Source organism: Pseudomonas sp. IT-93MI4 (assembly GCF_949767635.1).
Lineage (GTDB): Bacteria > Pseudomonadota > Gammaproteobacteria > Pseudomonadales > Pseudomonadaceae > Aquipseudomonas > Aquipseudomonas putida_A.
Genome location: NZ_CATKPP010000033.1, coordinates 385501 through 400722 on the forward strand (window position 1 = coordinate 385501; position 15222 = coordinate 400722).

General features: G+C 59.3%; 9 protein-coding genes. 3 read left to right on the plus strand and 6 right to left on the minus strand.

The annotated features are described in order from the left end of the window. The first annotated feature begins 363 nt into the window (after window positions 1-363). Window positions 364-1527, plus strand: coding sequence for a type III PLP-dependent enzyme (locus tag ACM6I7_RS16340; protein ID WP_150370265.1), 1164 nt, complete (start codon window positions 364-366; stop codon window positions 1525-1527). Between the two features lie 47 nt (window positions 1528-1574). On the opposite strand, the gene ACM6I7_RS16345 is transcribed toward ACM6I7_RS16340, so the two are convergent. The 4 genes from ACM6I7_RS16345 to ACM6I7_RS16360 form a co-directional block, all read right to left on the minus strand. After that, entirely contained in the window at window positions 1575-2453 is an 879-nt protein-coding gene (locus ACM6I7_RS16345) for a hypothetical protein (RefSeq protein ID WP_097090484.1), read from the minus strand. Between the two features lie 47 nt (window positions 2454-2500). Next, a complete protein-coding gene (locus ACM6I7_RS16350) occupies window positions 2501-4717 on the minus strand; it encodes an alpha-xenorhabdolysin family binary toxin subunit A (protein WP_414888877.1) in 2217 nt (738 codons plus the stop codon). Window positions 4718-4918: 201 nt separating this feature from the next. Then, window positions 4919-5674 carry a tetratricopeptide repeat protein gene (locus tag ACM6I7_RS16355; RefSeq protein WP_414888879.1) on the minus strand — a complete coding sequence of 252 codons (756 nt, stop codon included), beginning with the start codon at window positions 5672-5674 and terminating at the stop codon, window positions 4919-4921. After that, a complete protein-coding gene (locus ACM6I7_RS16360; protein ID WP_027610799.1) occupies window positions 5671-6351 on the minus strand; it encodes a Fe2+-dependent dioxygenase in 681 nt (226 codons plus the stop codon). Before ACM6I7_RS16360 ends, ACM6I7_RS16355 begins: the two co-directional genes overlap by 4 nt. A gap of 207 nt (window positions 6352-6558) precedes the next feature. Between ACM6I7_RS16360 and ACM6I7_RS16365 the strand changes: the two genes are divergently transcribed. Both ACM6I7_RS16365 and ACM6I7_RS16370 read left to right on the plus strand, forming a co-directional pair. Continuing rightward, window positions 6559-8880, plus strand: a complete 2322-nt coding sequence (locus tag ACM6I7_RS16365; protein WP_096795326.1) for a TonB-dependent receptor — start codon at window positions 6559-6561, stop codon at window positions 8878-8880. Window positions 8881-9116: 236 nt separating this feature from the next. Then, window positions 9117-11645 carry a PepSY domain-containing protein gene (locus ACM6I7_RS16370; protein WP_414888881.1) on the plus strand — a complete coding sequence of 843 codons (2529 nt, stop codon included), beginning with the start codon at window positions 9117-9119 and terminating at the stop codon, window positions 11643-11645. A 116-nt stretch (window positions 11646-11761) separates the two neighbouring features. Here the strand turns inward: ACM6I7_RS16370 and ACM6I7_RS16375 are convergent, their stop codons facing one another. Both ACM6I7_RS16375 and ACM6I7_RS16380 read right to left on the minus strand, forming a co-directional pair. After that, complete coding sequence (locus ACM6I7_RS16375; RefSeq protein WP_414888882.1) at window positions 11762-13303, minus strand: alkaline phosphatase D family protein; 1542 nt, start codon at window positions 13301-13303, stop codon at window positions 11762-11764. A gap of 176 nt (window positions 13304-13479) precedes the next feature. Continuing rightward, entirely contained in the window at window positions 13480-15213 is a 1734-nt protein-coding gene (locus tag ACM6I7_RS16380; RefSeq protein ID WP_414888883.1) for a PTS fructose-like transporter subunit IIB, read from the minus strand. Between the last annotated feature and the right edge of the window lie 9 nt (window positions 15214-15222).

Sequence of the window (15222 nt, forward strand, 5' to 3'; positions counted from 1 at the left end):
GACAAAAGCCGCGAACGTGCAGGTATTTTTAACACATGAAAATTCCCCGGGAACATCTGTCCGTCATCTGGGTCGGCTACAAAGAGTGATATCCGCGACGTACGTCAGAAGCGTGCAAAAACGCGACATTTTTAGTTGATCTCAGGCCCCTCACGCCCTAAAGTTCGCGCCGAACGTCCATGCTGGAAACGATCCATCCGGCTCAAGTACTGACGACGAGACAGCAAGGCCAAGGGCAAAAACGCCCGTGGCCTTTTTGCTTTCGGCGACATGCCTTGGGAAGTAGGCGAACCAAAGTGGGGATACGGAGGACGTTCATTTACACCCATGTTTTTACCCGTTTGCCCATAGGAGCACTCCAGCATGTCGATCCAGGTCGAAGACTATTTCGCGCGCGAAACCTTTCAGAAAATGAAGGCGTTCGCCGACAAACAGGAAACCCCGTTCGTGGTGATCGACACCGCGATGATCAGCCAGGCCTACGATGACTTGCGCGCCGGTTTCGAATTCGCCAAGGTCTACTACGCGGTCAAGGCCAACCCGGCTGTCGAGATCATCGACCTGCTCAAAGAGAAAGGCTCGAGCTTCGACATCGCCTCCATCTATGAGCTGGACAAAGTGCTGAGCCGTGGCGTCAGCCCGGACCAGATCAGCTACGGCAATACCATCAAAAAGTCCAAGGACATCCGCTACTTCTTCGAGAAGGGCGTGCGCCTGTTCGCCACCGACTCCGAAGCCGACCTGCGCAACATTGCCAAGGCTGCGCCGGGTGCAAAAGTCTATGTACGTATCCTCACCGAAGGCTCGACCACCGCTGACTGGCCACTGTCGCGCAAGTTCGGCTGCCAGACCGACATGGCCATGGACCTGCTGATCCTCGCCCGCGACCTGGGCCTGGTGCCGTACGGCATCTCGTTCCACGTCGGTTCGCAACAGCGCGACATCAGTGTCTGGGACGCGGCGATCGCCAAGGTCAAAGTGATCTTCGAACGCCTGAAAGAAGAAGACGGCATTCACTTGAAGCTGATCAACATGGGTGGCGGCTTCCCGGCCAACTACATCACCCGCACCAACAGCCTGGAAACCTACGCCGAAGAAATCATCCGCTTCCTGAAGGAAGACTTCGGCGATGACCTGCCGGAAATCATTCTGGAACCGGGCCGTTCGCTGATTGCCAACGCCGGTATTCTGGTCAGCGAAGTGGTACTGGTTGCGCGTAAATCCCGCACCGCCGTCGAGCGCTGGGTTTATACCGATGTGGGCAAGTTCTCCGGCCTGATCGAAACCATGGACGAGGCGATCAAGTTCCCGATCTGGACCGAGAAGAAAGGCGAGATGGAAGAAGTGGTCATCGCCGGCCCGACCTGCGACAGCGCCGACATCATGTACGAGAACTACAAGTACGGTCTGCCGCTGAACCTGGCCATCGGTGATCGTCTGTACTGGCTGTCGACCGGTGCTTACACCACCAGCTACAGCGCCGTCGAATTCAATGGCTTCCCGCCGCTGAAATCGTTCTACGTGTAATACGTAGCGATTGAGAAAAAGGCCCATGAGCAATCATGGGCCTTTTTTTATGGGCGCAGCCACGCCTCAAGATGATCGAGCATTGCCATGCACTCATTGGCGCTCTCGGTCATCGCGGCGAGTTTGAAATTCAGCTCACTCAGTTTCACCGCAGCCTTCGCCTGCAAGAGTTGATTGCACACGTTGTCGAGGCGCTGATAAAGCGCTTCGATGAATAGCCCCATCTGCGTATTCACCGACACGAACCCATTGAATAACGCCGCGATATCAGCCTGGTATTCAGCCGCCCTGATGGCCGGATCGGTCGATGCATAAGCCAGATCCCAGACAGGCGTCGTCAATGAATCGCCAAACAACCCTTCGGCAACGGTTGGCGTCGCATGACACAGGCAGGAGCGGTGATCCATAGCGCCGAGAAACACTGACTTCAAGCCAAATGACTCGTCGTACACTTCCACGACTGTGTATTTCAGCTGCCGTATCTCGGCCTGCAGCGCATAGAAACGCAGTGCCAGTTCGTGGATCAGGTCAGGCACATCCTCTGCTGGGAACAACTGCCAGCTGGTCGACCGCGAAAGGCTGAACAGCCGAAAGTCCACCTGGCTGACAGGCTCGTGTCTGGAGGTGTTGCCTGTGATATCCAGGGCTTCGCGGGTAAACACTTGCAGATCCCCTAGATACCCTGCGCCAAGACGCCTCGACGCTTCGGTACGCGCCCAGAAATCCTGCAGATAGCGCTGATTGAACCGGGCGTTCTCCAGACGCGAGTCTTTGGCCAGGACGGCCAATTGATGCCCTGCCTTTCTCCGGCGCTCGAAGACCAGCGGTATCGCATTGAATGTCGTCGGCAAGGTGCCGAGAAATCGCCCGTAACGGTCCAGTACACGCCGTTGCATCGCTGAAAATTCATAAGCCAAAGCATTCATGCCGTTTCAGGAAAGGCAGGCTATTCGCCCACCTTTCCAGCTCCTTGTTATTGATGAATGCTCTGTAGATGCCTGACGACTTCGGCGACTCGATCAATCGCTGCTTGCGCCCGGGTTTCAACGGGAAGCGCAGTGTTCTGTCTGAAATCATTGGCGAAGCGGGTAAAGTCATCGATCAGAACGCTGAACTCTCCAGCGTAAGCCGCACGGCCGTCGTCCAGTTGATCCAGGGTTTCGACCAGCTCGATCCGGCCTTCAATGCGCGCGAGGTCTTTGCTGTATTTGTTGATCTGTGTGCGCAGATCACCTGCCTGTTCATTCAGCCGGTTGTACGCTGCCAGCATATTGAGAAAGGAAACGGCCTCGCCAATGCCGGAAATCAGTTTCTTCAGCGTCTCGATAGCCAGCAGGGCAACTTGCACCTGAGGTGGCGCCAGTCCCAATGCCTTGAGGTTTTCCAGAGACAACTGCGCTTGTTCGCCAATTTTCTCGATGCCAGCCTTGGCGATCAGATCAATACCCTCGGAAACAGACTTCATTTCGATCGTCAGGTCTGCGAGTTTTTTGTCGGATCTGGCCTTGAGCTCGATCGTGGTGACACGCTCGGCCTTGAGCGTCACGATCCACTCGGCCGAGGCGCTGCGATCGTAATAAGCGCTGATGCTCTTGTGCACAGCTTTCAGATCTTCGTTCTGCACCGCCACCTTGTTGAAGATATTCTTCAGCTCGACCTCCATATCCTCGCGAACTTCGTCCGCGTCGTCCGGATACTCCAGCTCAGCTTGATAGCTGCGCAGTTTTTTATCGGCGCGTTCCAGGTAAATGCTGGTGGCCTGTGCCTGACTCCGCAGATCGTAGGTGGCCTTGTTGATGGCGAGCGCCAGATTGTTCATGGCCCCGACAGTTCCAGGCATGTAATCGAATTGCTCGAAGAGCATCTGAGCCGTGGTATTAAGACCCTGCACACCCGCATTATGCTCACGCAGGCGGGGCATGTTGAATGCGGGTACAGCCGAACTAACCGATAGCAAAGACATCATTGACCCACTCCGAACAACCAGCCCACTTCTTTCATATTCCCTGTCAGCCTCTTCAAACACTTTCAGCAACTGATCAGAGCTGACTTTTATCTGCTCCCAGGGATCGATGATACTCAGTAATTGAATCTTGAAACGGCGTAGCGAAGTCGCTTCGAAAATACCGTCAACTTCCTTGAACGACGCCTCGACGTAATCACTGAGGGCATTCCATACCAGCATCAGGTTCTGAGTCGCGACCTCGGCTTCAATCGCCACGTAACTCAAATTCTGCAAATCATCTCGAACCTTGTTCAACGAACTCAGCGTCTGGTTCTTGCTTGCCATACTCTGGTTATCGACCTGCTGCAGTTGCTTCAGGCGATTACGTTCAGAGCGGATTTTCTCGGCCTTGACGCCTTGGTAAATGCCAAGAATCAATCCGCCAATATTCAGGGTGGCCGCCGACTTGATCGCTTCCTGCACCAGTTGATCGTACTGTTTGTTCAGTTCATCAATTTCTTTTGCGCGCTGATCAATGACTTCCTGCAGCGCCTTGGTATCGTTCTGATAAGTGTTCCTGGAGACGAACTGCAGTCGCAAGGCAATTTCCGGCAGCACCTTTTCACGCATATCGGCGCCAAAACTGTCCAGCAGGGCCCGAACGCGCTCGGCTTCCTGATGACAATGCGCTACTTTAGCCAACAGGTCATTGAGATACGCCTTGATATCCAGGATATCTTCCGAAGACAGGTCAAGATCAGGCAGACCCGGAATCTGCCGTTGCAGATTCAGGTATTCCTCAGGCGTATTGATGTTGTGCTCTTCGAGATACCTCGAGGCCTTGAGATCCTCATACACTTCAACAATGGCGTTACCCGTGCGGATAATACTGCCAGCAAAGATTCTCAGATCGTTACCGGTCAACATGATCTTTTCGCGCAATGGCGACCAGCGTTTGGCGTGATCATAGGTCATGCTGAAGGTACGCAGGAAATCTCCCGCTTTCAGGCCCACGCCGCCTTCATCACCCGCACCATAGTTTAGATAGGCAATAACATCTTGCAACCGGACGGGCAGCGAGAGGCCGAGAACTTCATACTTCCTGAGACTGATAATTTGCTCTTTGGTCAGTTGTATACCGGTACCCCGGTTATATTCCTCACCCACGCCCAGCGAGGCATTTACAAATGCCAGAGGCGCTTTCGCGGCGGCCTCGACCACCTTGTCATTTAACTTGAGTTCCATCAAAGACTCCTTGTCTTCCGTGGATATTAATAACGGCTATTTTATTTTCGATGTCGACAAGAAACTTCCAATCACTTGAACAACATCGAACCCGACAGTAGGCAGATACAACTAATTCGCCAAGTTATTAACTATTAAAATTAAATACAAGAAGCAGAAAAGCCAACTAACCAGTGGCCAACCGAAAGACTTTTTAATGACTCAAGCGACGAGCAATTCCCCAAGCCGCTGCCGATAAGCATCGGCCATCTGGCGAATCGACGGATGACGGGCGCTCGATAATGAACCCATGCTCACCCGCAGAAAATTCACGTTCCCTGTAGCCAGTGCCTTGCGCAACCAGCCCAGTGCGTCCTCGATCAATCCAGCATCAGCCAGCATTGCGGCATAACTGAACTGCCCACGAAAATCTCCGCCCTCGGCCGAGCGTCGGTACCAGTCGCGCGCGGCGACCGGGTCGGCCCGACAGACCAGCCCTTCTTCCAGATAACGCCCCAGCAGGTTCATCGACTTGGCGTGGCCGGCTTCAGCGGCGCGCTGATACAACCCCAGGGCCTGAGCATGATCCAACGTCACTCCGCGCCCGGTACCCAGCAGGTTGGCCAGGTTGTACATCGCCCAATCCAGCTCCGCGTCAGCGGCGATTCGATAATGCTGCGCGGCAATCGCGGCATTCGCCACACACCCCCAGCCATGTTCATGACAACGCCCCAGCATGTTGCGCGCCATCAAGTGCCCTTGCCCGGCAGCGATACCAAACCAGCGCAGTGCCAAGGGTTGATCCTGGGCGATGCCACGGCCATCGAGCAGGATCTGCCCGAGCAGCGCCTGCGCTTCAACAATGCCCTGGCCGGCCGCGAGCAGAATCGCCTGCGCCGCACGCGCCGGACTTTCTTCAAGCATGGCGTTGAGCTGGGCGCCGTCGAGTACTTCTTCGCGTCGCAGTTGAAAACTCATACCTCGACCCAGCGCCGCAACAGATTGTGATAGGTGCCGGTGAGGCGGATCAGCGACGGGTGATCGGGCATGTCTTGAGTGAGCTGCTGGATCGCCCCGTCCATCTCGAACAGCAGAGCGCGCTGGCTGTCTTCGCGCACCAGACTTTGCGTCCAGAAGAACGACGCATAACGCGCGCCGCGGGTGACGGCATTGACCTTGTGCAGGCTGGTGCCGGGGTACAGCACCATATCGCCGGCGGGCAGTTTCACCCGTTGCGTGCCGAAAGTGTCCTGGATCTCCAGCTCGCCGCCGTCGTAATCCTCGGGTTCGCTGAAAAACAGTGTGGCCGACAGATCGGTGCGCACCCGCTCGATGCTGCCTTTGGGCTGACGCACGGCGTTGTCGATGTGAAAGTCGAAACTGCCGCCCGCCGTGTAGCAGTTGAGTAACGGCGGGAATACTTTGTGCGGCAGCGCGGCCGACATGAACAGCGGATTTTTCCACAACCGTTCGAGCATCGCTGCGCCGATTTCTTTGGCCAGTGGGTGGCCTTCCGGGAGCTGCAGATTGTGCTTGGCCTTCGCCGACTGATAGCCGGCGGTGATCTTGCCATCGGCCCAATCCGCCTGCTCCAGCGCCTCGCGGATGCGCTGCACTTCTGCTTTGGCGAACAGGCCGGGGATGTGCAGCAGCATGGCGATCGTACCTGATGGTAAAGGGATGCCAATGGTATTGATTCTTATTGGCTGTGTAAAACCCGCACGACGGATGAATCGGCAAAAACCGTAAGGTTAAATTGTAAAGAATGTAAATTCGTCGCGAATAACAATGTTTCGCAATTGATACGAATACCTGTTTACCCTATATTCCGCGACCTCAAATCCTTGGGGAGGGGAATAAAAATGTCACGTCAACAGGTTCAATTGCCGGTCAGTTCACCACGTTTGCTTGCTTCGGCCATTGGTGTTGCCATCACCGCCGGCTCTGCTGGGCACATGGTCTTCGCCGCGGAAAAGACCGACAGCAAAGCTTCCGGCAATGCCATCGCTCTGGACGCTACCGCCATCACCGGCGAAGCGCAGGACTCGACGTCCTACCAGGTCGAAAAAGCCTCCTCGCCCAAGTACACCGCGCCGCTAGTCGACACGCCGCGCTCGGTCACCGTCATTCCGCAACAAGTCCTGAAAGATACCGGCGCCCTGAACATGCAGGACGCGCTGCGCACCGTGCCGGGCATCACCTTCGGTGCCGGTGAAGGCGGCAACCCGCAGGGCGATCGCCCGTTCATTCGTGGTTTCGATGCCCAGGGCGACACCTACCTCGACGGCGTGCGCGACACCGGTTCGCAAAGTCGCGAAATCTTTGCCGTGGAAAACATCGAAGTCAGCAAGGGCCCGAACTCCGCCATCGGCGGTCGCGGCGCGGCTGGCGGCAGCATCAACCTGGTGAGCAAGAAAGCGCACCTGGGCAATTCGTTTGATGGTGGTTTCACCTGGGGTTCCGACCAGACCCAGCGTTACACCCTGGACGGCAACTACCAGTTCAGCGACACCGCTGCCGGCCGCCTGAACCTGATGAGCCACGAGAGCAATGTCGCCGGTCGCGACAAGGTCGACTACGATCGCTGGGGTATCGCGCCGTCCCTGGCGTTTGGCCTGGGTACCGACACCCGCGTCAACCTCGACTACTACCATCTGGAAAGCAACGACACCCCGGACTCGGGCATTCCCTACACCATTCCGGCTGGCGGTTCGGCAGCACGCACCAAGTCCAACCCGGACAAGCCGTACGCCGGTGGTGATCACAGCAACTTCTACGGTCTGGATCGCGACTTCCGCAAGGGCCGCACCGACACCGCGACCTTCGCCATCGAGCATGACCTGAGCGACTCGCTGACCATCAAGAACACCCTGCGCCACGGCACCAGCATGCAGGATTACATCCTGACTCAGCCGGACGACAGCAAGGGCAACGTCAACAATGGCAGCGTCTGGCGCCGTGCCAACACGCGAGTCAGCAACACCGAGACCACCACCAACCAGACTGACCTGTTCGGCAATTTCTACGTCGCCGGTTTCAAGAACAGCTTCTCCACCGGTGTCGAATACACCCGCGAGGAAGGCCAGAAGTCCTCGTACAACGTCAACACTGACACCACGCCGCGCACCAGCGCTGCGACCACCAATTGCACCCCGTCGATGATTGGCGCATCGAGCGGCTACAACTGCACCTCGCTGTCGAACCCGAACCCGAACGATCCGTGGAACGGCGCGATCTCGCGCAACTACGCCGGCACCGACACCAAGGCCAACACTTACGCGCTGTATGCGTTCGACACCCTGGAGTTGTCCGAGCAGTGGCTGGTGAACATGGGCCTGCGTTACGACCACTTCGACACCGACTACAAGACCTACAACAACGCCGGCACCACCACCTCCAAGGGTGATGACACCAGCGAATTCGTCACCGGTCAGTTCGGCGTGGTCTACAAACCGGCACCGAACGGCAGCATCTACGCCTCCTACGCGACCTCCGCGACGCCACCGGGCAACACCCTCGGTGAAGGCCAGGAAGGCAACCCGCTGGGCGGCACCCCGGATCGCAACGGCAACCTGCTCAAGAGCGACATGGAGCCGGAAACCACCAAGAACTACGAAATCGGCACCAAGTGGGATCTGTTGAACGATCGCCTGTCGCTGACCGCTGACATCTTCCGCACCGAGAAAGAAAACGCTCGCGTACAAGTCGACACCACCTCCTACGAGAACGCCGGCAAGACCCGCGTGCAAGGTATCGAGCTGTCGGCCAGCGGCAAGATCACTGACAAGTGGCAAGTGTTCGCCGGCTACGCCTACATGGACAGCGAACAGGTGGACGGCGGTGACCTGCCAGCCAACAAAATCAACAACGGTAACGAGTTGCCCAACACGCCGAAAAACAGCGCCAGCCTGTGGACCACTTATCAGGTCACACCGAAGCTGACCCTCGGTGGCGGCGCGTTCTACGTCGACGACGTTTACGGCAGCGTGGCCAACACCACCATGGTCGATTCCTATGTACGTTACGACGCGATGGCCGCCTACAAGCTGAGCAAGAACGTCGACCTGCAACTCAACGTGCAAAACCTGACCAATGAAACCTACTACGACAAAGCCTTCTCGACCCACTTCGCCAACCAGGCGGCGGGCCGTACGGCGCTGTTGAGCACCAACTTCCACTTCTGATTGATGCGGTAAATGTGGGAGCGGGCTTGCTCGCGAAGGCGATGTGTCAGTGAAATAGATATCGACTGACACGACGCATTCGGGAGCAAGCCCCCTCCCACAGTTAATGCAATCAGCAGATCCGGCCCCGTTCATTAGATTGAACGGGGCCTTTGTGCGTAATCAAAGAAGCTCTCGACAACCCACGGCATAATGCGCGCCGTGATGACAATTTTCGAACGGACAAGGCGAGCGACGTGTTGAAGAAAACCCTGTTCCAGTTGCACTGGTTTTTCGGCATCACTGCCGGGCTGGTGCTGGCCCTGATGGGCATTACCGGTGCCGCCTACTCGTTCCAGGACGAAATCCTGCGGGCACTGAACCCGTCGGTGTTGCAGGTGGAAAAACAGGTCGCTGGCGTCCTGCCCCCCGTCGAGCTGGTGGAACACATCGAAGCGAACTCCGGCAAGAAAGTCGGGATGCTCTGGGTCGAGACCGACAGCGGCAACGCTGCACGCGTCTACTTCACCCCGCCCAAAGGCGAACGTCGTGGCGAGATGCGCTACTTCGACCCGTACACCGGCGAGTTCATGGGCGACGCCGTGGGCCAAGACTTCTTCGGCCTGATGTTGCAATTGCACCGCTTCCTCACCATGGGCGATACCGGGCGCAACATCACCGGCGCCTGCACCCTAATCCTGGTGTTCTTCTGCCTCTCCGGGCTGTACCTGCGCTGGCCACGCCAGTGGAACAGCTGGCGCGTGTGGCTGACCCTCGACTGGAAGAAAAAGGGCCGCAGCTTCAACTGGGATCTGCACTCGGTGGCCGGCACCTGGTGCCTGCTGGTGTATCTGCTGCTGGCATTGACCGGGTTGTCCTGGTCGTACGAGTGGTACAACAAGGGCCTGACCAGACTGCTTTCCGACACGCCGCAAAACGAGCGTGTGCGCGGCGGTCGCGGGCCGGCGCCGGAAGGTCCGGCACCGACCGCCGACTATGCGGCGATGTGGAGCAGCATCTACAGCGCCGCCGGCCCGGGCCTGTCGGCCTACAACATCCGCATGCCGCCTGTGGCCGGGCAACCAGCGACCGTGTTCTACCTGCTCGACAGCTCGCCGCATGATCGCGCGCTGAACCAGATCACCCTCGACCCGGCCACCGGCGTGGTCAAACGTGTCGACCGCTACGCTGACAAGAGCTTCAAGGCGCAGCTGTTGACCAGCATTTACGCGCTGCACGTCGGCAGCTATTTCGGCCTCGTCGGACGGATCATCGTCACTCTCGCGGCGGTGTGCATGCCGCTATTTTTCATCACCGGATGGCTGCTGTATCTGGATCGCCGTCGCAAGAAAAAGCAGATTCAGGACGCACGCAAAGGTCTTCAGGCACCGAACGCAGATACACCGGCATGGCTGGTGGGTTTCGCCAGCCAGAGCGGTTTTGCCGAGCAACTGGCGTGGCAGACCGCCGGGCAATTGCAAGCCGCCGGGTTGCCGGTGAAGGTGCAGCCGCTGGCGAACGTCAGCGCGCAGGATCTGCGTGAATCGAATAACGCTCTGTTCGTGGTCAGCACCTTCGGCGACGGCGAAGCACCGGACAGCGCGCGTGGTTTCGAGCGCAAAGTGCTGAGCAACGCTGCAAGCTTCGACGGCCTGAACTATGCGGTGTTGGGCCTCGGCGACCGCCAGTACCAGAATTTCTGCGGCTTCGCCCGACGCCTGCATCAGTGGCTGGGCGAGCACGGCGGCAAGACCCTGTTTGCCCCGGTCGAAGTCGACAGCGGCGACCCCTACGCCCTGCGTCACTGGCAAACCCAGCTCGGACAGTTGACCGGGCAAGCGCCGGTCGACACCTGGCAAGCGCCGAGCTACGACAACTGGACGCTGGTCAGCCGCGAGCTGATGAACCCCGACAGCAGCGGCGCGCCGGTGTACCTGCTGGGCCTGAGGGCGCCGAGCACCAGCAGCTGGCTGGCCGGTGATCTGGTGGAAGTGCTGCCGCGCAACTGCCCGTGGGCTATCGAACACTTCCTCGACGGCCTCGGCATTCGTGGCGAAACCACGGTGAAGATCAACGGCCTCGAAGAGCCACTGGAAGTCGCCCTCGCCAGCCGCCAGTTGCCCGAGCATCGCGCGCATCTGGTCGGCCTGCATGCACAAGCGCTGGTGGATGCGATGGTGCCGCTGGCCATGCGCGAATACTCGATCGCCTCGATTGCCGCCGACGGCGTGCTGGAACTGATCGTGCGTCAGGAACAACACAGCGACGGCAGCCTCGGCATCGGCTCCGGCTGGCTGACCGAGCATGCGCCCGTGGGCGGCAGCATCAGCCTGCGCGTGCGGCGCAACAGTGGCTTCCACTTGCCGAACGAACCGGTGCCGATGATTCTGCTGGGCAACGGCACCGGCCTCGCCGGGTTGCGCAGTCTGCTCAAGGCACGCATCGCCGACGGTCAGCAGCGTCACTGGCTGCTGTTCGGCGAGCGCAATCGTCAGCACGATTTCCTCTGCCGGGCGGAGCTGGAAGAGTGGTTGATCAATGGTGATCTGGCGCGGCTGGACCTGGCGTTTTCGCGGGATCAGGCGCAAAAGATTTACGTGCAGGATCGTCTGCGCGAATCCGCTGACGAACTGAAGAAATGGCTGGCTGACGGTGCGGTGATCTACATCTGCGGCAGCCTGCAGGGCATGGCCGCCGGCGTCGATCAGGCACTCAACGACATCCTCGGTACCACCGAAGTCGAACGTCTGATCGAACAGGGCCGCTATCGCCGCGACGTGTACTGACACCCATCATTACCCAGTGGGAGCGGGCTTGCTCGCGAAGGCGCCGTGCCAGTCGATATCGACTTCGCTGACACACCGTCTTCGCGAGCAAGCCCGCTCCCACAGGTTCTCAGCGTCTAAACTGGCTGCAATTTCTGCTCGAAAACCGCTACCCCATTCAAATCCCGCAACACCACACTCATCTCCCCGCTCTGCCCTTCGATGTTCACCTCGCCAAAGAACTGAAAGCCGGCAAACGGTGAAGCGTTCTGCGTGGGTGGGGCCTTCTGGAACACCACTTCCGGGCCGAAGGTCTTGTCCAGCGGATTAGGCCCGAAACTCCCGGCATTCAATGGCCCGGCGACAAACTCCCAGAACGGTTCGAAGTCCTGAAACGCCGCGCGGTCCGGGTGGTAGTGATGCGCCGCACAGTAATGCACGTCCGCCGTGAGAAACACGAAATTGCGCACCTGCTGCGCGCGCAGAAAACCGAGCAACTCGGCGACTTCCAGCTCTCGTCCCTGAGCCGGGCCGGGATCACCGTTGGCCACCGCCTCCCAGCGCGCCACACCCGGGCTGACTTCACCGTCAGGCACGCCGAGGCCGATCGGCATGTCGGCGGCGATTACCTTCCACTGCGCCTTGGAATGCTTCAAGCCACGCTTGAGCCAGTCCAGTTGCTCACGCCCCAAAAACGGTTTGGCCGCGCCGAGGTTGTCGTCGTTGGCCCCGCGATAGCTGCGCATGTCGAGCACGAACACATCGAGCATCGACCCGTAGCTGAGCTTGCGATAAATTCGCCCGCCGCCGTCGGCCGCCTGCAAACGCATCGGCGAATATTCCAGCCAGGCCTTGCGTGCACGGCCGACCAGGGTGTGGATATCTTTTTCCTGATAACGTTCGTCGAGCTGCTTGCCCGGCGACCAGTTGTTGACCACTTCGTGGTCGTCCCACTGCCAGATCTGCGGTACTTCGGCGTTGAAGCGGCGGATGTTTTCGTCCATCAGGTTGTAGCGGTAGTTGCCGCGATAATCGTCAAGGGTCTGCGCGACTTTGCTCTTGGCCTCAGTGGTGAGGTTGCGCCAGATACGTCCACCTTCGGTGGTCAGTTGCGCCGGCACCGGGCCGTCGGCGTAGATGGTGTCGCCGCTGTGGATAAAGAAGTCCGGCAGGCGCAGGCGCATGGATTCGTAGATGCGCATGCCGCCGATGTCCGGGTTGATGCCGAAGCCCTGGCCGACGGTGTCGCCACTCCAGACGAAACGGATATTGCGCCGCGCCTTCGGAGCGCTGCGCAAATGGCCGAGCCACGGCTCGCTGGCGACGCCGGATTGTACGTCCTTGAAATACACCCGGTAGAAAATCGCCTGATCAGCGGGCAGCCCGGTGAGTTCGACGCGGGCGGTGAAGTCGGTGCGCGCATCGGCCAGTGCCGAGACTACTCGGCGCGGGTGGCGAAACTGGCTACGGGTGTCCCACTCGACCACCATCCGTGCCGGGCGATCGCTGCGGCTCCAGATCATCGCGCGGTCGCCTTGCAAGTCGCCGGACTGCACGCCGTCGGTGAGTTGCGGCCGATCCTTGACCGACGCAATCACCGCCGGCGCCAGCCCCGGCATCAGCAGCCCGGCACCGACCACCTGCATGACCCGTCGGCGACCGATATTGAAATCGCTCATGCGTGTTCTCCCTGAAAAAAGGAAAACTTAAGCACGGCTATATGAACTCGCCATGACACCACTAACCATTGTGGGAGCGAGCCTGCTCGCGAAAGCGATGTGCCAGTCAACATACATGTCGCTGGCAGATTGCATTCGCGAGCAGGCTCGCTCCCACAGGGGATCTGCGTTGCCCGTCAGGCCTTCGCCGGTTCCATCGCCAACTCAACGGCTTCCGGACGCTTGACCGTCGCATAGACAACAGCAGTCAACAGACTCCCCGCGACAATCGCCAGCAGATACAGCAACGCATGATTGATCGCATTCGGGATCGCCAGCACAAACAAGCCACCGTGCGGCGCCATCAGTTTGCAGCCGAAGTACATCGACAACGCGCCGGTCAATGCACCACCGGCGATGCTCGCCGGAATCACTCGCAGCGGGTCTTTCGCGGCAAACGGAATCGCCCCTTCGGAGATGAAGCACAGCCCCAGCACCAGCGCCGCTTTACCGGCCTCGCGCTCGGTCTGGGCAAACTTGCGGCGAGCAATGAAAGTGGCAATGCCCAGCCCAATTGGCGGCACCATGCCGGCGGCCATGGTCGCGGCCATCGGCGCGTAACTCTGCGAAGCCAGCAGCCCCACCGAGAAGGCATACGCGGCTTTGTTGATCGGTCCACCAAGGTCGACGCACATCATGCCGCCGAGCAACACGCCGAGCAGGATCGCGTTGGTGGTGCCCATGCTGTCGAGAAAATGCGTCAGCGCCGCGAGCATCCCGGCGACCGGTTTACCGACCACGTAAATCATCACCAGACCGGTGATCAGGCTGGCGAACAACGGAATGATCAGAATCGGTTTCAGCGCTTCGAGGCTCTGCGGCAATGCCACATAACGACTGATGGCCTTGGCCGCATAACCGGCGATAAACCCGGCGACGATCCCGCCGATAAACCCTGCCCCCAGCGTGCTGGCGAGCAAGCCACCAATCATCCCCGGCGCCAGGCCCGGGCGGTCGGCGATCGAGTAGGCAATGTACCCGGCGAGCAGCGGCACCATCAGCTTGAACGCGGTTTCGCCGCCGATCTGCATCAGCGCTGCCGCCAGCGTGCCTTCTTCCTTGAACGCGGTGATGCCGAAGACGAACGACAGCGCGATCATCAGACCACCGGCCACCACCATCGGCAGCATGAACGAGACACCGGTCAGCAGGTGTTTGTAAACCCCGGTTTTCTCTTGCTTGGCCGGCGCCTTGCCGTCGCTCGCAGCGCTCTCGACCTGAGCTTCGGCGAGGGCTTTTTTCAGTGTCGCTTCGGATTGCTTGAGGGCAATGCCGGTGCCGCAACGGTAGATTTTCTTGCCGGCGAAACGCTCGGTGGCGACTTCGATGTCGGCCGCCAGCAACACCACGTCAGCCTCGGCAATCGCCGTTGCGCTGAGCGGGGTTTTCGCGCCGACCGAGCCTTGGGTTTCGACGTGCAGTTCATAGCCCAGACGCTTGGCCGTCTGCTGCAACGCCTCGGCCGCCATGAAGGTGTGGGCAACACCCGTCGGGCACGCAGTGATGGCGACGATGCGTGGCGCACGTGGCGCAGCGGCAACCGGGACGGCTTCGCTGGCGAGGTAAACTTCGGCCTCTTGCGCACCACGGCGCAGCACCGCTTCGACATCCTGCAGCGCTTGCGCCGGGGCGATGCGGAACACGCGCTTGCCGACGAAACGGCGCATGTCGACATCACCGGTGGCGACCAGCAACACCCACTCCGCCGCCTCAATGGTGGCGGCCGACAATTCACGTTCCGGGTGCGCCGCATCGACCACTTCAACGCTGGTGCTCCAGCCCTGACGCTGGGCCGCCGCGTCCAGCAGACGGGCGCACAGCACACTGGTGACCATGCCGTTCGGGCAGGCCGTGACAATGGCTAATTTCATGACAAACCC

Coding starts and splice junctions, on each gene's coding strand:
- ACM6I7_RS16340 (WP_150370265.1), top strand. CDS start 364: ATGTCGATCCAGGTCGAAGACTATTTCGCGCGCGAAACCTTTCAGAAA.
- ACM6I7_RS16345 (WP_097090484.1), bottom strand. CDS start 2,453: ATGAATGCTTTGGCTTATGAATTTTCAGCGATGCAACGGCGTGTACTG.
- ACM6I7_RS16350 (WP_414888877.1), bottom strand. CDS start 4,717: ATGGAACTCAAGTTAAATGACAAGGTGGTCGAGGCCGCCGCGAAAGCG.
- ACM6I7_RS16355 (WP_414888879.1), bottom strand. CDS start 5,674: ATGAGTTTTCAACTGCGACGCGAAGAAGTACTCGACGGCGCCCAGCTC.
- ACM6I7_RS16360 (WP_027610799.1), bottom strand. CDS start 6,351: ATGCTGCTGCACATCCCCGGCCTGTTCGCCAAAGCAGAAGTGCAGCGC.
- ACM6I7_RS16365 (WP_096795326.1), top strand. CDS start 6,559: ATGTCACGTCAACAGGTTCAATTGCCGGTCAGTTCACCACGTTTGCTT.
- ACM6I7_RS16375 (WP_414888882.1), bottom strand. CDS start 13,303: ATGAGCGATTTCAATATCGGTCGCCGACGGGTCATGCAGGTGGTCGGT.
- ACM6I7_RS16380 (WP_414888883.1), bottom strand. CDS start 15,213: ATGAAATTAGCCATTGTCACGGCCTGCCCGAACGGCATGGTCACCAGT.